The following is a 16,532-nucleotide window of genomic DNA, read 5'->3' as shown; positions in this document are numbered from 1 at the left end:
GCCGGCTTCAGAGGATCGACCCGGGCGTGTATCCGGCGGCCACGGGGTGCCGCTTCACGATCTCCTCGATCCGGGCGAGCACCGCGGTCACCTGGTCACCGGCCGCCCCCGTGAACGACAGCTTGTCGGCCATCAGGCCGTCCAACTGCGCCCGGTCCAGCGGCATCCGCTCGTCCGCCGCGAGCTTGTCGAGCAGCTCGTTGCGTTCCGCTCCGCGCTCGCGCATGGCGAGGGCCGACGCGACGGCGTGCTCCTTGATGACCTCGTGCGCGGCCTCCCGGCCGACCCCCGCGCGCACGGCGGCCATCAGCACCTTCGTCGTCGCCAGGAACGGCAGGTAGCGGTCCAGCTCACGGGCGACCACCGCCGGGAACGCGCCGAACTCGTCGAGGACCGTCAGGAACGTCTCCAGCAGCCCGTCGAAGGCGAAGAACGCGTCCGGCAGCGCCACCCGGCGGACGACGGAGCACGACACGTCGCCCTCGTTCCACTGGTCACCGGCCAGCTCGCCCGTCATCGACGCGTAGCCGCGCAGGATCACCATCAGACCGTTGACGCGCTCGCAGGAGCGGGTGTTCATCTTGTGCGGCATGGCCGACGAACCGACCTGGCCGGGCTTGAACCCCTCGGTGACCAGCTCGTGCCCGGCCATCAGCCGGATCGTCTTCGCCACGGAGGAGGGACCGGCGGCCAGTTGCACCAGCGCGGTCACCACGTCGTAGTCCAGCGACCGCGGATACACCTGGCCGACCGAGGTGAACGCGTGGCCGAAGCCCAGGTGCCCCGCGATCCGGGACTCCAGGTCGGCGAGCTTGGCCGGGTCACCGCCGAGCAGGTCGAGCATGTCCTGCGCCGTGCCGACCGGCCCCTTGATCCCGCGCAGCGGGTAACGGGCGAGCAGGTCCTCGAGGCGGCCGTGGGCGACCAGCAGCTCGTCGGCCGCCGTCGCGAAGCGCTTGCCGAGCGTGGTCGCCTGCGCGGCGACATTGTGCGAGCGGCCCGCCATGACCAGTTCCGCGTACTCCCCGGAGAGCCTCCCCAGACGCGCGAGCACCGCCACCGTGCGGTCGCGCATCAGCTCCAGCGAGAGCCGGACCTGCAACTGCTCGACGTTCTCCGTCAGATCGCGCGACGTCATGCCCTTGTGGACCTGCTCATGGCCGGCGAGCGCGTTGAACTCCTCGATGCGCGCCTTCACGTCGTGCCGGGTGACCTTCTCGCGCTCCGCGATCGACGCCAGGTCGACCTGGTCGAGCACCCGCTCGTAGTCGGCGAGGGCGGACTCGGGCACCTCGATGCCGAGATCCCGCTGGGCCCGCAGCACGGCGAGCCACAGCTGCCGCTCCAGCCTCACCTTCTGCTCGGGGGACCAGAGCACGGCCAGCTCCGCCGAGGCGTAGCGGCCGGCGAGGACGTTGGGGATACGGGGCTTCACAGACGCAGCAGTCACGTAGCCGGATTCTACGTGGCCGTTCCCGCTGGTCCGAGCCGCGCCCTCGTTCGCAGGGGGAGCGGCGGGATACGGAGGACGGCCCCCGGCAGCCGGACCCCCACGACCACCCGGCCCGCACGACCACCCGGCCCGCACGACCACCCGGCCCGCACGACCGCCGGACCCCCCCCGGACCACCCCGCCTGCGCCCCGAGGCCCTACGCCCGCTCGTGCCGTACGCCCGCGTCACCGGGCAGCGGCTCGTACGGCAGCAGCTCCGGCCGCTTCGGCGGCCTGCCGTCCCCCGACGACCGGCCCGTCAGCCGGCGGCCGATCCACGGCCCCAGATGCTGCCGCGCGAACCGGGCGTCTCCGGTGCGCCGCATCAGCCAGCCCGTGGGCAGCGCGGGCGCCAGCTCCGCGCGCCAGTCGTCCGCCGGCTCCAGGCCCAGCGCCTGCCACACGGCCTCGGCGACCCTGCGGTGGCCGTCGGCGGTCAGATGCAGCCGGTCCTCGTCCCACATGCGCTGCTCACCGAGGACCCGCGCCCCGTACAGATCGACCACCACCGCGTCGTGCCGTTCGGCCAGCTCGTCGATGAAGGTGTAGAGGCTCTCCCAGCGTGACCGGAAACGTTCCGTCACCGGGCCCCGGCGGACGGGGCTGTGCATCAGCACCAGCCGCCCGCAGGACGGTGCCAGCCGTTCGACCGACTCCGCCAGCTTCCCGAGCACCAGTGCCGGGTCGTACTTGGGCCGCAGCGTGTCGTTCAGTCCGCCGACCAGGGTCACCACGTCCGCGCGCATCGCGGCGGCCGCGTCCACCTGCTCGTCGAGGATCTGGCCGATGAGCTTGCCGCGCACGGCGAGGTTCGCGTAGCGGAAACCGGGCGTACGGGCGGCGAGACGGGCCGCGAGCAGGTCCGCCCACCCCCGGTACGACCCGTCCGGCTGGAGGTCCGACATGCCCTCGGTGAACGAGTCCCCGACGGCGACCAGGCTGGTGTACGTGGCGTTGTTCTCCATGGCCGGGCGATCGTATCGCGCGCCCCGGCCCCTCCCCGACGGGGCTCAGGTTCCCTGCGAATGCCTCCCGACCAGCTCACGCAGCACGTCCTCCATGGTCACCAGACCTTCCAGCCTGACGTCCTCGTCCAGCACGGCGGCCAGATGCGTACGGCTGCGGCGCATCGCCGTCAGCACGTCGTCGAGCGGGGTGTCCGCCCGCACCTGGGCGATCGCCCGCATCCCGGAGACGGGCAGCGGCTCGTCGCGCGGCATGGCGTCCAGCGCGTCCTTCACATGGAGGTAGCCGAGGATCCGCCGGGACTCGTCCACGACCGGGAACCGGGAGAACCCGGACTCGGCCGCCAGCGCCTCCAGCGCGACAGGGGTGATCCCCACCCGTGCCGTCACGACCTGGTCCAGTGGCATGACCACGTCGCGCACGGGCCTGCTTCCCAGCTCCAGCGCGTCGTGCAGCCGCTCGGCCGCGCGGTCGTCGAGGAGCCCGGCGTCACCGGCGTCGGTGACCATCCGGGACAGCTCGGCGTCGGAGAACGTCGCCGACACCTCGTCCTTGGTCTCCACGCGCAGCAGCTTCAGCAGCACGTTGGCGAAGGCGTTGACCGCGAAGATCACGGGGCGCAGCGCACGGGCCAGCCCCACCAGCACCGGGCCGAGGAGCAGCGCCGTACGCACCGGCTCGGCGAGCGCGATGTTCTTGGGCACCATCTCGCCGAGCAGCATGTGCAGATACGTCGCCAGGGTGAGCGCGATGACGAACGAGATCGGGTGCACCACCCCGTGCGGCACACCGACCGCGTCGAAGACGGGCTCCAGCAGATGGGCGATGGCCGGCTCGGCGACGATGCCGAGCACCAGCGTGCACAGGGTGATGCCGAGCTGGGCGGCGGCGAGCATCGCCGAGACGTGCCGCAGGCCCCACAGGACGCTGCGCGCGCGCCGGTCGCCCTCCTCGGCGGCGGGCTCGATCTGGCTGCGGCGCACCGAGATCAGGGCGAACTCCGCCCCGACGAAGAAGGCGTTCGCGACCAGGGTCAGCAGCCCTACGAACAGCTGGATCACGGTCATCGTGCGGCCCCCTTGCCGTGGTCGTCGTCCTCTTCGTCCTCGTCGGGTGAGGGCAGCGGCGCGTGCAGCAGTACGCGGGCGGCCCGCCGTCCCGAGGCGTCGACCACGTCCACGCGCCAGCCGCGCAGCTCGACGCGGTCGCCCTCGACGGGGATCCGCCCGAGTTCGGTGGCGACGAGGCCGGCCAGCGTCTCGTACGGCCCCTCGGGAGCCCGCATCCCGATGTTCCACAGCTGGTCGAAGCGGGTGGCGCCGTCGGCCGACCACAGGTCGCGCCCGTCGGCGTCCTCGCCGGCGCGGGCGAGGTCGGACGTCTCGTGCGGGTCGTGCTCGTCGCGCACCTCGCCGACGACCTCCTCGACGATGTCCTCCAGCGTCACGACACCCGCCGTGCCGCCGTACTCGTCGATCACCACCGCCATGGTGCGGTTGCCGGAGAGCCGGTCCAGCAGCCGGTCCACGGTCAGCGACTCCGGTACGAGCAGGGGGTCGCGCATCAGCTCGGAGACCGTCGTGCGGGTGCGCCGCTCGTCGGGGACGGTCAGCACGTCCTTGATGTGGGCGACGCCCACGACGGTGTCGAGACTCTCCCGGTAGACGGGGAAGCGGGAGAGCCCGGTGGCGCGCGTGGCGTTGGCGACGTCCTCGGCCGTGGCCCGTACGTCGAGCGCGGTGACCTGTACGCGCGGTGTCATCACGTTCTCCGCCGTCAGCTCCGCGAGGTTGAGCGTGCGCACGAACAGTTCGGCGGTGTCCGGCTCCAGCGCGCCCTCCTTGGCGGAGTGCCGGGCGAGCGCGACCAGCTCCTGCGGACCGCGGGCCGATGCCAGCTCCTCGGCGGGTTCCATGCCCAGCCGCCGCACCAGGCGGTTCGCCGTGTTGTTGAGGTGGCTGATGAACGGCCGGAAGGCGGCGGTGAACACCCGTTGCGGTGTGGCGACGACCTTGGCGACCGTCAGCGGCGTCGAGATGGCCCAGTTCTTGGGCACCAGCTCGCCGACCACCATCAGTACGACCGTCGACAGCGCCGTACCGATCACCAGGGCCAGTGACGACGCCACGGACGGCGAGAAGCCGACCGCCTCGACGGGGCCGCGGATCAGCTTCGCCACCGAGGGCTCGGAGAGCATACCGACGACCAGATTGGTCACCGTGATGCCCAACTGGGCGCCGGAGAGCTGGAAGGTGAGACTGCGTACGGCCTTCATGGCGCTCGACGCGCCACGCTCACCTTTTTCGACCGCCAGTTCGAGGTCGCTGCGTTCCACCGTCGTCAGCGAGAACTCGGCGGCGACGAAGGCCCCGCAGGCGAGCGCGAGCAGCACGGCCACCAGGAGCAGGAGCACTTCGGTCATCGGTTCACCTCCGTCCCATGATCGGTCAAGGGCCGGTGGGCGGCGCGTTCTCCGCCGCTGTCGGTGAAGACGTCTGTGTCATGTCCTGGGCGAACGGCACAGCTCAGTGCCGCTGTCGGGATCACCGACGCCCACCGGCCTACTCCTTGTGCCCAGTGAGGGCGACGGTGACTCCGAGTCCGATCATCGCGATTCCGCCGGCTCCGCCGACCACGGCGAGCCGGCGCGGCGAGCGGGCGAACCAGCCCCGCGCGGTGGCGGCGGCCAGCCCCCACGCGCTGTCGCACACCACCGCGATGACGTTGAACACCAGACCGAGCAGGAGCATCTGGGCCGTCACGTGCCCTCTGCCGGGCTCGACGAACTGGGGGAGCACGGCGGCGAAGAACACGATGGTCTTGGGGTTGGCCACCCCGACGGCGAACCCTTCCCAGAAGGTGCGCAGGCCGCGGCGCGCGGGATCGTCCCCGCCGCCGAACGACGGCTGCGGCGAACCACGCCGGCGGATCGCCGTGATCCCCAGGTGGATCAAATACGCGGCGCCCACCAGCTTCAGTGCCGTGAACGCCACGACGGAACGTTCGACGACGGCCCCCACCCCGAGAGCCACGCCCACGACGAGCACACAGGCCCCCAGCGTGTTCCCCGCGACCGTGGTCAGCGCGGCGCGCCGACCCTGCGCGAGGGCCCGCCCCACCACGTAGAGCACGCTCGGGCCGGGAACGACGATCAGCAGGAACGACATGGCCGCGAAGGCAAGGAGGCGGTCGGCGCTCGGCATGGCGCGGACCGTAGACGCGGCGTTCCGCCCCCGGCCACCGGTTTTCCCGCCCGGTGCCGGTCAGCCGGCCAGTGGCTTCACCCAGCGCCGCCACTGCTCCTGGGGGCCGTAACCGGACGCCTCCCACGCCCGGTGCGCGAGCGTGTTGCGGTCGAGCACCATGGCGTCGGCCCGTCGTCCGCCCAGCCCGGCGAAGCGCTCCTCCGCCGCGGCGAGCAGCGCCGCCGCGATGCCCCGGCGCCGCCGGTCCGGATGGACGGCGAGCCGGTAGAGGTGGCAGCGCCACCCGTCGAAACCGGCGATCACCGTGCCGCACAGCTCCCCGCCCCGCTCGGCGACGATCAGCGCACCCGGATCGCGGGCCACCAGGCGCTCGACCCCCTCGTGGTCGTCGCTGATGCCGGTACCCGCGGCCGCGATCTTCCAGAAGGCGAGCACGGAGTCGAGATCGGCCCGCGTCGCGGCCCGGATCCGCGGCTCGTCGTCCGTACCGGACCCGTTCGTCATGGCTTCGTCCATGGGGCCGATCCCAGCACCGCGCCTCCCGCGCCGTCGAACGGATTCCGCGATGTGGTCGCCCCGGGCTTCCGCCCCGGCCCCACGGTGTTCCGCGCCGCCGACTGCCCACTTGCCGACGCTAGCGTGTCCGCGCTAGCTTGTTGGGGTGGCGAAGACTCAGTTGAACGTACGCGTGGACGAGACCACCGCGGAGGCCGCCCGGCGGCAGGCGGGTCGGCGCGGGATGAGTGTGAACCGCTACATCGAGGAGCTCGTGAAGCAGGACGCGGGTGAGATCGGGAAGACCTTCGTCGAGTCCGCCGCCGACTTCATGAAGCAGTACGAGTCGGTGTTCGCCGAGGAGTTCGACACCGAGACCGTCACCACCGACCGCGGCGCGCGGCGGGGCAAGGGCCACGACAGCCCACGCTGAGCCCCGGTCCCGGACCCCGGCCGTGGTTCCGGTGACGACCCGGTCCGGCCCCCGGTCCGGCAGGGTGCGCGACCGATGACCGGAACACCCGAACCACCCGGACCGACCCCCTGCGTCGTCTGCGGCGGGACCGTCGCCCCCGACGGCCACTGCTGGGACTGCGGCGAGCCCCAGCCCCCCTACCGCTCGCACATCGAGACCACCCTCGCCCGCGCCGCCGGCGTCAGTGACCGGGGCAGGCGCCGCGGCGTCAACGCGGACGCGATGGCGCTGACCGAGGCCGGCGACTGGACGATCGGCGTCGTGTGCGACGGAGTGTCCATGTCACCCCGTGCCGAACGGGCCGCACGCGTCGCCGCCGACGTCGGGGCCGCCCGTCTGAGGGCCGGCCTGCGGGAGGGGATCCTGCCCGAGACCGTGCTCGTGGAGGCCGCCGCCCGCGCGGGCCGCGCAGTCGGTGCCCTAACCGCCTCGGCGGACGAGGCCCCGGCCTGTACGTATGTCGCGGGCATCGCCGGCCCCGAGGGCCTCTGGTGCGCCTGGATCGGCGACAGCCGCGCGTACTGGCTGCCCGACGACGGGACGTGCCTGGCGCTGACCGAGGACGACTCGGGGCGGCACGACGCGCTCACCGCCTGGCTGGGCGCCGACGCCGGCGAACCGGTCGCACGCGTCACGAGCTTCCGACCACGAGGACCGGGCCGACTGCTCCTGTGCACCGACGGGTTGACGCGCCATCGCCCCGAGGCCGACGGGCTGCGTGCCGTACTCACCCGGCGCGGCCCCTCGGCACCACCTGACCGCCGCCTTCTCGAAGACGCGCGAACGCTGGTCGGGTACGCCATGGACGCGGGCGGGCAGGACAACATCACCGCACTGCTCATCCAGGTCGGGGATACTGATCATCGCCAACTCCCCACCTCCGCCCCCTAGTGAGACAGCTGCCCACATGGAAAACGCCGATTCTTCTGACTCACCGTCACATGCCAACCTCACGTTACGGATCGATCTGTCATGGCTGCTCATGGTCGCCGAGAGCAAGATGCCCGGTGATCCCCAAGTCACCGACTGGGGCGCGCTCGTGGCCGCCGTCAGCCGGCACGAGGCCGAGATATTCGGCACCCCCGTCTACACCGACCCGCACAGCCGCGCGGCGGCCCTCCTCCAGAGCCTTCTGCACGTCCCCGCGCTGGAGCGCTCGAACGCCATGTACGCCTCGGCCGTCGCGTACGGCTATCTCGTCGCGAGCGGCCTGAAGGTCGTCACCTCGCCCGAGCAGGTCAGGGATCTGGCCAAGCTCGTCAAGGACGGCAGAGCCGACGTACGCGCCATCGCCGAGGAACTGCGCGGCTGGAGCCTGTGAACCGCTGACGTCGTCCGGCCGGGCCACGCCCCCGTCAGACCAGGTCCGCCCGCGGTCGGTACGCCACGCCCAGTACACACGGCGAGGTCGGCGTCCGCGGGCCGGGGTCCGGCACCCGCAGCGCGCGGTGCGTGCCGGACTCGAAACCCGCGTCGCGGATCGCGGCGAGCGGGTCCCGCGCCGGATGGCAGCCGCCGAAGAGCGCCGGCCACACCGTGGCCTGGAGCGCCTTCTGCACCGTCGCCAGACCACGTTCCCGCGCCAGCCCGTGCTCGAGGAAGCGCAGCTCCCCGCCCGGCCGCAGCACCCGGCGGACCTCGGCGAGCGCCTGTGGCACGTCCCGTACGGTGCACAGCACCAGGGAGACCACGGCCGCGTCGAACCCCTCGTCCTCCACCGGCAGCGCCTCCGCCGTGCCGGGCCGCACGTCCACCGAGACCTCGGCCCGCATCGCCGCCCGGACCGCGAGCTGCCGCAGACCGCGCTCCGGCTCCACCGCCACGACCTCGCCGACCGCGGCCGGGTAGTGCGCGAAGTTCAGCCCGTTGCCCGCGCCGACCTCCAGCACCCGCCCCGACAGACCCTCCAGCAGCTCCGCGCGCAGCGCGGCCACGCCGCCCCTGGTGTCGGCGGCGACACTCGTCCGCGCGTAGAAGCGGGCGAAGACCGGGTGGTGCACCGAGTCCTCGCGGGGCATGCGGTTGCGCAGATGCATGGGGCGGGGCTCCTCCGGTGGGCGGGCGACACCGCGATTGTTCCCCGTACGGGCCCGCTCAGCAGATCATGGGCCGGATCGCGTCACCGTCCGGCCGGCCCGGCCCGCGACCGGCCACCCCGCTCGGCGCGCGGCCCGGCGCCGACACCGCGTCCGCGGTGAAGCGCGACGCGTCCCAGCTCCCCCCGAGCACCGGGGCCAGCCAGCCGGCCGCCCCCGTCCGGAACCGGGCCGGGGTGAGCGCGCCCGCGCCGTGCGGTACGGCTCCGAGCAGCGGCGCACCCGCCACGTCCGGCAGATCGGCCAGATTGCACCGAGCCGCCAGATCCGGCGCGGCCGGCCAGCTCCCGATCACCACTCCCACCGCCGCCAGTCCGCGCGTCCTGAGCGCCTCGGCCGTCAGCGCGGTCGCGTTGAGCGTGCCCAGCCCGGCGGGCGCCACCACCAGGACGGGGGCGGCGAGCAGCCGGGCGGCGTCCGCGAGGGTGCCGCCCTCCTCGTCGAACCGTACGAGCAGCCCTCCCGCGCCCTCGACCAGCACCAGGTCGTGCTCGGTGGCCAGTTTCCCGGCCGTCTCGGCGATCTCGTGGGGCCGCACCGGCCGCGCGCCCGCCCGCCTGGCCGCCGTGGCGGGCGCCAACGGCTCGGGGAACCGGGCCAGTTCGACCGTCGTGACACCGCCGGCCAGGCGGATGACCTCGTCCACGTCGCCCGGTTCACCGGCCCCGACACCGGTCTGCGCGGGCTTGAGCACCGCGACGCCATGGCCCCGGGCCAGGGCGGTCGCGGCCACGGCCGCCGTGACGACGGTCTTGCCGATCTCCGTCCCGGTCCCGGAGACGATCAGTACCGGCATCTCAAGCCTCCCGTGCCGCTGCCGCCACCGCGCGGCAGATGCGGGCGACGTCGTCGTCGTCCGTGACGTACGGCGGCATCGTGTACACGAGGTCGCGGAACGGCCGCAGCCACACCCCCTCGCGCACCGCCGCGCGTGTCGCCGACGCCATGTCCACCTCGCGGTCCAGTTGTACGACGCCGATCGCGCCGAGCACCCGCACGTCCTTCACACCGGGCAGGGACACCGTATCGGCGAGACCGTCGCGCAGCCCCGCCTCGATGCGTGCGACCTCGCCCCGCCAGTCCTGCCCGAGCAGCAGGTCGATCGAGGCGCACGCCACGGCCGAGGCCAGCGGGTTGCCCATGAAGGTGGGGCCGTGGGCCAGGACGGGCACCTCGCCGCGCGAGATGCCCTCGGCCACCGCGGATGTGCACAACGTCGCGGCCATGGTGAGATAACCACCGGTCAGCGCCTTGCCCACGCACATCACATCGGGCGAGACGCCCGCGTGCTCCGCGGCGAACAGCGCCCCCGTGCGGCCGAACCCCGTCGCGATCTCGTCGAGCACGAGCAGGACGCCGTACTCGTCGCAGACCTCGCGCAGCACCCGTACGTAGTCGGGGGAGTGGAACCGCATACCGCCCGCGCCCTGCACCACCGGCTCCACGATCACCGCGGCCAGCTCGTCGGCGTGACGGGCGACCAGCGCGCGCAGCCCGTCCGCGTAACCCTCGTCGTACGGCCCGGAGCCGGCCGGCGGCGCGTCGGCGAAGATCTGGCGCGGCAGCACACCCGACCAGAGCCCGTGCATACCGCCGTCGGGGTCGCACACGGACATGGGCTGCCAGGTGTCCCCGTGGTACCCGCCGCGCCATGTCAGCAGACGCGTCTTGGCCGGGCGGCCCAGCGAACGCCAGTACTGGAGGCACATCTTGACGGCGACCTCCACCGACACCGAACCCGAGTCGGCGAGGAAGACGTGCCGCAGCGGTCCGGGTGTGATCTCCACCAGCCGGGCCGCGAGCCGGACGGCGGGCTCATGGGTGAGCCCGCCGAACATCACATGGCTCATCCGGTCGAGCTGGCCCCGAGCCGCCTCGTTGAGCACCGGGTGGTTGTAGCCGTGGATCGCCGACCACCAGGACGACATGCCGTCGACCAGCTCGTCCCGCCCCTCGGCCGGCCGGGCGAGCCGGAGGCGGACACCGGAGGCGGACTCCACGACCAGCGGGTCCGTGCGGCCGGGCATCGGGCCGTACGGATGCCAGACATGGGCCCGGTCCAGCGCCAGCAGCGCGTCCGGGCCGAGAGCGGTCCCGCCCCCGGCGTCCTCGGTGTCAGGCATTGGGCGCCAGGTCCGTGCCCGCCCCGCGCCGCCGTACGGTCACCAGGTCCGTGCGGGCGGACGCGGCGTCCGGCACGGCGGATCCGGCCGGTTCGGCACCGTCCACGGTGCCGTCCGCCGGCGTGCCGCCGCACGGGCTGTCGCAGCCGCCGCCGCGGTGGCCGGGCAGCGTCGTCGTGTCCGTGCCCTCCACCTCGAACCCGGCGTCCGCGATCATGTCCAGGTCCGCCTTGCCCTCCTGGCCCTCGCTGGTGAGGTAGTCACCGAGGAAGATCGAGTTGACCAGGTGCAGCGCGAGCGGCTGCATCGTCCGCAGATGCACCTCACGCCCCCCGGCCAGCCTGACCTCGACGTCCGGGCAGACGAACCGCACCATCGCCAGGATGCGCAGCGCCCGCTGCGGGGTCAGATTCCACTCGTCGGCCAGCGGGGTGCCCTCGAAGGGGATCAGGAAGTTGACCGGGACCGAGTCCGGGTCCAGCTCACGCAGCCCGAAGACCACGTCCACCAGGTCCGCGTCGCTCTCGCCCATCCCCGCGATCAGCCCGGAGCAGGCCGACAGACCCGCGCCCTGCGCGTGCCGCACGGTCTCCACCCGGTCCGCGTAGGTGTGGGTGGTGGTGATGTCGCCGTACGTCGCCTCGGACGTGTTCAGGTTGTGGTTGTACGCGTCGGCGCCCGCCTCCTTCAGCCGCTCCGCCTGCCCCTCCGAGAGCAGCCCGAGACAGGCGCAGACCTCGACGTCGGCGTGCTGCTCCTTGATCGCGCCGATGGTCCGCGAGACACGGTCGACGTCCCGGTCCGTCGGGCCCCGGCCGCTCGCCACCAGACAGACCCGCTTCGCGCCGCTGGCCACTCCGGCCGCGGCGGCCCTGGACGCCTCGTCGGGCTTCAGCCAGGTGTACTTGAGGATCTCGGCCTTGGACCCCAGGCGCTGGGAGCAGTACGAGCAGTCCTCGGGGCAGAGCCCGGACTTGAGGTTGACCAGGTAGTTGAGTTTGACCCGCCGCCCGAACCACTGGCGGCGCACCTTCCCGGCCGCGGCCACCACATCGAGCAGATCGTCGTCGGAGGTCGCCAGCACAGCGAGCGCTTCTTCGCGCGACGGCAGCTCGCGCCGAAGGCCCTTCTCCACCAGTGTGTTCAGCAGGTCCATGGCGCCGATCCTGGCCTACGGCGGGCCTCGGGGCCAAGGATGAATCCTACAAGACAGGTGCATTCAGGTGTGTGTATGACCACACTCGAACCGGGTTCCACCACGGTTAGGGTCTGTGGGCTGCCTACAAAAGGACCTGAGCCGTGCCGACCGAGCCGCCGCCCGTGCCGGGCACGCCCGCCGCGTCGACCGCGGCCGACCCGTTCGGCTGGATCGACGACGAGGCCCGCCGGCGCGAGCGCGCCGGTCTCGTCCGCGCGCTGCGGCCCCGCGAATCCGGCTCGGCGCTGCTGGATCTGGCGAGCAACGACTATCTGGGGCTGACGCGCCACCCCGTGACGACGGGCGCGGCGGCCGACGCGGCACGCCGCTGGGGCGCGGGCGCCACCGGCTCCCGGCTGGTCACCGGAACCACCGCCCTGCACGCCGAACTGGAGCGCGAACTGGCCGAGTTCTGCGGTTTCGAGGCCGCGCTGGTCCTGTCGTCCGGCTACGCCGCGAACCTCGCGGCGCTCACCGCGCTCACCGGGCGCGGCTCGCTCATCGTGTCCGACGCCGCCAACCACGCCTCCATCGTGGACGGTTGCCGTCTCTCGCGCGCCGAGACCGTCGTCGTGGCGCACGCGGACCCGGAGGCCGTGGACAAGACGCTCGAAGCGCGCGCGGGCTCGCGGGCCCTGGCCGTCAGCGACTCGGTGTTCTCCGTGGACGGGGACGCGGCGCCGCTCGCGCGGCTGGCCGGGGTGTGCCGCACGCGGGGAGCCGCCCTGCTCGTGGACGACGCGCACGGTCTCGGGGTGCTGGGCGAGGGCGGCCGGGGCGCCGTCCACGCGGCGGGCCTGGCGGGCGATCCGGGGACCGTCGCCACCGTCACCCTCTCCAAGTCGCTCGGCAGCCAGGGCGGCGCGGTCCTGGGACCGGCCAGGGTCATCGACCAACTCGTCAACACCGCGCGGTCGTTCATCTTCGACACCGGTCTGGCGCCGGCCGCCGCGGGCGCCGCGCTCGCGAGCCTGCGGCTGCTGCGCGCGGACCCGTCGCTGGCGGACCGGGCGCGTGCGGTGGCCCACGCGCTGCACGAGGGGCTGACCGGGGCGGGGCTGACCGCCGTACGCCCGGACGCGGCCGTCGTCTCCGTCCGCGCTCCGTCCCCGGACGCGGCCGTGCGCTGGGCCGCCGACTGCCGGGCCGCGGGGCTGGTGGTCGGCTGCTTCCGGCCGCCGTCGGTGCCGGACGGCATCTCCCGGATCCGGCTCACGGCCCGCGCCGACCTGACGGACCGGCAGATCGCCGTCGCGCTCGCGACGATCGCCGCCACCGCGCCCGACGGGGCCGTCCGGCGGGCCGGCTGACCCATGGGGGACCTCCCCGCGCGCGAGTTGCCCCCCTCGGTCACCGGGACCGGATACTTGAGCCCGCTCAAATACGTTTGCGCGTAGCAGGGTTCACCGCTTAGAGCGACAACGGGGCCCGTATCCGGGCGGATCGGCCGTGCGCCGGGTGCCGTTGATGGCAGTGTGTCGCGAAGCGCAATCCGGGGACGTACTCGCGGGCATCTGCCGTAGGTCGGTCTGCGTCCCGGTGGGAAAGGGACAGCGTCGCCATGGCAGACCATCAGGAAGCATCCGTCACCCTGCCGAGCGATCCCGCCTCGGTACCGGAGGCCCGCAGATATGTCGCGCGCGTCCTCGCGGAGTGGGGTCTGCCCGGCGAAGCCGAAACCGCCGAAACGGTTCGCCTGATCATCTCGGAACTCGCGTCCAACGCCGTGCAGCACACCTTCGGGAGATCACCGACCTTCACCGTCGACATCACCCTGGAACGCGACGAACAGCTGCGCGTCGGGGTCACCGACAGCCATCCGCGGTGGCCGCGCCGGCTCCCGGCCGCGGTCCAGCAGGACAACGGCCGCGGCATGGTCATCATCCGGGCGCTCACCGCCGAGTACGGCGGCCGGCTGGCCGTCACGCCCACCGCGGACGGCGGCAAGACGGTCTGGATCACCCTGCCCTGGACGATTCCCGCGCAGGGCTGACCGGCGGCCGTACCGCGTAACGGGCCACCGCGCCCACCGCACGAGGGCCGGCGCGGGTCGCGCACCCGCCGACCGGTGTCAGCCGACGCGGCCGTACCAGACGCCCTTGGACCAGATGCGCTCCAGCCGCACCACCTGGCCCGACTTCGGCGAGTGCCAGATCTTGCCGGCCCCGGCGTAGATCCCGACGTGGTAGACGCTGTTGCCCTGGTGGAAGAAGACGAGGTCGCCCCGTTCGCGGCCGGCGGCCGGGATGTGGCGCGAGGTGTTGTACTGCTGCTGCGCCGTGCGCGGCAGTGACTTGCCCGCCTTCTTGTACGAGAACACCGTCAGGCCCGAGCAGTCGAACCGGTGCGGTCCCGCCGCCCCGTGCCTGTACGGCGCGCCCTTCTTGGACGCGGCCACATGGAGGGCCTCGGCGGCGGCGGGCCGGGCGTGGGCCTCGGACACGGCGCCGGGCGCCAGCATCGCGCCACCGACGGTGGCGAGGAGGGCCGATGCGGTACCGGCCCGGGAGAACAGCGACGGGACATGCGTCTGCGCGGACATGCGCAACCCTTCGTCAGCCGCCTGTGAAGGATGACCTGTCGGGTTCGGACAGGCGAAGATGTCCGGCCGCGTGCGCGGCTTCACCCCGAGGGGCGGTCCATGCTCGGAACGCCCCGAACTGCTCGGGTCCTCCACTCCTGCCGATCCACTCGTGTCGACCAGTCATCCGGAGCGGCGGCAGGACTCGGCGTCCACCCGGACCGCCCCGCCGAGGTGGCGGGGGCTTGTCGTCCCAGGGATCTTGACGCGGCCTCAGTGAAATTCCGAGCCGAAACGACGGTATGTGACTCTCGTCACTCTTGGGCTGTATGGGTCGCCATGGGCGATTGGGTGAACGGCTGATATGACCACTCATGCGCTGTACCTGCGACGCAGCGCCGCATTTCGGCCGGACGGCCGATCGCCCCTCGCAAGTCGCCGCCGCGGACGCGAGGGACACGCCGATACGCCGAACGGGCGGGCGATTCCCGTACGGACGCGTCCGTACGGGGCGACGGAGCGTCTGTTCGCTTCGTCCCACCGGTGCGTGGGGTCCGGCCCGTATCAAGTCGCGGGGCCGGCCGGCAGGGTGACTCGCCCGGCCCTGCGCTCCCCGTCGAGCACCCGCAGCGCGCGGTCCAGGGTCGGGGTGTGCAACTCGCGCTCGCCCCGGGCGTGCATCAGTGTCAGCGCGTCGCGCAGTTCGGCGGCCCCGGCGACCAGGGCCTGTGCGGCGCGCAGCGCGCCGTACGTGTCGTCGCCGCGCGACGGGTTGATCCGGCCCACCAGGTCGACGACCCGGAGATAGCTGTCGACGAAGTCGCCCTCGGCGCGGGTCAGCGCGGGCAGCGGCGGCAGTTCCGGTGGGAGCATCGGACGCTCACCGGGGGGAGTTGAGGCCGAGTGCCGCCCTGCGGTCCTGGGCGACCTGGTCCACCAGGCCGTACTCCAGGGCGCCGGCCGCGTCGAAGACGGTGTCCCGGTCGATGTCGGCCTCGATCCGCTCGGCGCTCCGGCCGGTGTGCCGCACCAGCATGCCCGCCATCAGTGCGCGCAGCCGCAGCAACTCCTCGGCGTGGATGGCGAGATCGGACGGCTGGCCGCGTACGGGCTCCTCGATCCCCGGCTGCTGGAGCACGACGCGCGCGCCGGGCAGTGTCATCCGCTTGCCGGGAGCCCCGGCGGCCAGCAGGACGGCGGCGGTCGACACCGCCTGGCCGAGACAGGTGGTCGCCACGTCGCAGCCGACGACCTGCATCGTGTCGTACACGGCGGACATCGCGCCGAGTGAGCCGCCGGGGGAGTTGATGTAGAGGGCGATGTCCTGGCCGGGGGCCGAGTATTCGAGCTGGAGCAGCTGGGCGATCACGTCGTTCGCCGAGGTGTCGTCCAGGGCGGTGCCGAGGAAGACGATCCGGCCCTCGAAGAGCTTGGAGTACGGGTCGAGGGACCGGGTCCCGGTGGTGGTCCGCTCGGTGAACTCGGGCAGGACGTGGCGGGCGGAAGGACGGTTCATGGTGTGCCTCTCCTCGCGTGCCGGACGCGGCTCACGTCCGTCCAAAAAAATGTACAGGACGTACAGACCGTAAGATGGTGAGCATGGCTTACGAAATTCCGGTGACTCAGGCGAGGGCGGAACTCGCGGACCTGATCAACCGGGTCGTGTACGGCGAGGAGCGCGTCGTCGTGACGCGTCACGGCAAGCCGCTCGTGGCCCTGGTATCGGCCGCTGACCTGGAACGACTGGAGAACCTCAAGTCCGAGGAGGCCGCCGCCGAGGAGCGCGTGATTGCTGCGGTGAGCGCGATCGGGCCGGTGCTGTCCGCGTCCGCTCCGGGCGAACGCGCGGACTTCGGCATCGTGGCCAAGCACGAGCCGCCGGAGCGGGGGGGGGGGGGGGGGGGGGGGGGGGGGGGGGGGGGGGGGGGGGGGGAGGGGGAGGGGGGGGGGGGGGGGGGGT

18 protein-coding genes, 1 pseudogene and 1 riboswitch are annotated in these 16,532 nt (G+C 72.9%); of the genes and pseudogenes, 6 read left to right on the top strand and 13 right to left on the bottom strand.

Features of this window, described 5'->3' with window-relative positions:
• Positions 1-7: 7 nt before the first annotated feature.
• From purB to ACZ61E_RS23855, 6 genes are all read right to left on the bottom strand, one after another.
• The gene (gene purB, locus ACZ61E_RS23880; RefSeq protein WP_469701884.1) at positions 8-1,450 is read right to left on the bottom strand and encodes an adenylosuccinate lyase; all 1,443 of its coding nucleotides are present in this window, start codon (positions 1,448-1,450) and stop codon (positions 8-10) included.
• Positions 1,451-1,650: 200 nt separating this feature from the next.
• Positions 1,651-2,457 carry an SGNH/GDSL hydrolase family protein gene (locus tag ACZ61E_RS23875; protein WP_469701883.1) on the bottom strand — a complete coding sequence of 269 codons (807 nt, stop codon included), beginning with the start codon at positions 2,455-2,457 and terminating at the stop codon, positions 1,651-1,653.
• 45 nt (positions 2,458-2,502) lie between these two features.
• The gene (locus ACZ61E_RS23870; RefSeq protein WP_469701882.1) at positions 2,503-3,525 is read right to left on the bottom strand and encodes a hemolysin family protein; all 1,023 of its coding nucleotides are present in this window, start codon (positions 3,523-3,525) and stop codon (positions 2,503-2,505) included.
• On the bottom strand, positions 3,522-4,880 hold the full coding sequence (locus tag ACZ61E_RS23865) for a hemolysin family protein (RefSeq protein ID WP_469701881.1): 1,359 nt from the start codon (positions 4,878-4,880) through the stop codon (positions 3,522-3,524). The genes ACZ61E_RS23870 and ACZ61E_RS23865 overlap by 4 nt, the downstream gene beginning before the upstream one ends.
• 139 nt (positions 4,881-5,019) lie before the next feature.
• Entirely contained in the window at positions 5,020-5,661 is a 642-nt protein-coding gene (locus ACZ61E_RS23860) for a LysE family translocator (protein WP_469701880.1), read from the bottom strand.
• A gap of 60 nt (positions 5,662-5,721) precedes the next feature.
• Complete coding sequence (locus ACZ61E_RS23855; protein ID WP_469701879.1) at positions 5,722-6,180, bottom strand: GNAT family N-acetyltransferase; 459 nt, start codon at positions 6,178-6,180, stop codon at positions 5,722-5,724.
• 145 nt (positions 6,181-6,325) lie between these two features.
• Here ACZ61E_RS23855 and ACZ61E_RS23850 point away from each other — a divergent pair, with 145 nt between their 5' ends.
• From ACZ61E_RS23850 to ACZ61E_RS23840, 3 genes are all read left to right on the top strand, one after another.
• On the top strand, positions 6,326-6,592 hold the full coding sequence (locus tag ACZ61E_RS23850; protein ID WP_469701878.1) for an antitoxin: 267 nt from the start codon (positions 6,326-6,328) through the stop codon (positions 6,590-6,592).
• 75 nt (positions 6,593-6,667) lie between these two features.
• Positions 6,668-7,525, top strand: coding sequence for a PP2C family protein-serine/threonine phosphatase (locus tag ACZ61E_RS23845; protein WP_469701877.1), 858 nt, complete (start codon positions 6,668-6,670; stop codon positions 7,523-7,525).
• Positions 7,526-7,541: 16 nt separating this feature from the next.
• Entirely contained in the window at positions 7,542-7,955 is a 414-nt protein-coding gene (locus ACZ61E_RS23840; RefSeq protein ID WP_469701876.1) for a fic family toxin-antitoxin system, toxin component, read from the top strand.
• A 34-nt stretch (positions 7,956-7,989) separates the two neighbouring features.
• Here ACZ61E_RS23840 and ACZ61E_RS23835 read toward each other — a convergent pair whose 3' ends face one another.
• Genes ACZ61E_RS23835 through bioB form a run of 4 tightly spaced genes read right to left on the bottom strand, consistent with a single transcriptional unit; the run spans position 7,990 to position 12,009 of the window.
• Complete coding sequence (locus tag ACZ61E_RS23835) at positions 7,990-8,670, bottom strand: class I SAM-dependent methyltransferase (protein ID WP_469701875.1); 681 nt, start codon at positions 8,668-8,670, stop codon at positions 7,990-7,992.
• Between the two features lie 58 nt (positions 8,671-8,728).
• Positions 8,729-9,526 carry a dethiobiotin synthase gene (bioD, locus tag ACZ61E_RS23830; protein WP_469701874.1) on the bottom strand — a complete coding sequence of 266 codons (798 nt, stop codon included), beginning with the start codon at positions 9,524-9,526 and terminating at the stop codon, positions 8,729-8,731.
• Position 9,527: 1 nt separating this feature from the next.
• Positions 9,528-10,853: an adenosylmethionine--8-amino-7-oxononanoate transaminase gene (locus ACZ61E_RS23825; RefSeq protein WP_469701873.1), complete on the bottom strand. Its 1,326-nt coding sequence runs from the start codon at positions 10,851-10,853 to the stop codon at positions 9,528-9,530.
• The gene (bioB, locus tag ACZ61E_RS23820; protein ID WP_469701872.1) at positions 10,846-12,009 is read right to left on the bottom strand and encodes a biotin synthase BioB; all 1,164 of its coding nucleotides are present in this window, start codon (positions 12,007-12,009) and stop codon (positions 10,846-10,848) included. The genes ACZ61E_RS23825 and bioB overlap by 8 nt, the downstream gene beginning before the upstream one ends.
• Before the next feature lie 143 nt (positions 12,010-12,152).
• Between bioB and ACZ61E_RS23815 the strand changes: the two genes are divergently transcribed.
• Together ACZ61E_RS23815 and ACZ61E_RS23810 are read left to right on the top strand one after the other, a co-directional pair.
• Positions 12,153-13,361 carry an 8-amino-7-oxononanoate synthase gene (locus ACZ61E_RS23815; RefSeq protein WP_469701871.1) on the top strand — a complete coding sequence of 403 codons (1,209 nt, stop codon included), beginning with the start codon at positions 12,153-12,155 and terminating at the stop codon, positions 13,359-13,361.
• Positions 13,362-13,612: 251 nt separating this feature from the next.
• Positions 13,613-14,044, top strand: coding sequence for an ATP-binding protein (locus ACZ61E_RS23810; protein ID WP_469701870.1), 432 nt, complete (start codon positions 13,613-13,615; stop codon positions 14,042-14,044).
• Between the two features lie 78 nt (positions 14,045-14,122).
• Here the strand turns inward: ACZ61E_RS23810 and ACZ61E_RS23805 are convergent, their stop codons facing one another.
• From ACZ61E_RS23805 to ACZ61E_RS23795, 3 genes are all read right to left on the bottom strand, one after another.
• Positions 14,123-14,593, bottom strand: a complete 471-nt coding sequence (locus tag ACZ61E_RS23805; RefSeq protein ID WP_469701869.1) for a C40 family peptidase — start codon at positions 14,591-14,593, stop codon at positions 14,123-14,125.
• A gap of 3 nt (positions 14,594-14,596) precedes the next feature.
• A riboswitch (cyclic di-AMP (ydaO/yuaA leader) is annotated at positions 14,597-14,763 on the bottom strand.
• A gap of 373 nt (positions 14,764-15,136) precedes the next feature.
• Positions 15,137-15,445, bottom strand: a complete 309-nt coding sequence (locus ACZ61E_RS23800) for a hypothetical protein (RefSeq protein WP_469701868.1) — start codon at positions 15,443-15,445, stop codon at positions 15,137-15,139.
• Between the two features lie 7 nt (positions 15,446-15,452).
• On the bottom strand, positions 15,453-16,088 hold the full coding sequence (locus ACZ61E_RS23795; RefSeq protein ID WP_469701867.1) for an ATP-dependent Clp protease proteolytic subunit: 636 nt from the start codon (positions 16,086-16,088) through the stop codon (positions 15,453-15,455).
• Positions 16,089-16,171: 83 nt separating this feature from the next.
• On the opposite strand from ACZ61E_RS23795, the pseudogene ACZ61E_RS23790 reads away from it, so the two are divergent.
• A pseudogene (locus ACZ61E_RS23790) lies at positions 16,172-16,450 on the top strand (type II toxin-antitoxin system Phd/YefM family antitoxin); the annotation flags it as partial.
• Between the last annotated feature and the right edge of the window lie 82 nt (positions 16,451-16,532).

The sequence above is a fragment of the Streptomyces sp. NPDC104581 genome (assembly GCF_055583685.1).
Note: the sequence above shows the minus strand (reverse complement) of the source record. Positions and strands in the feature narration are given on the sequence as shown.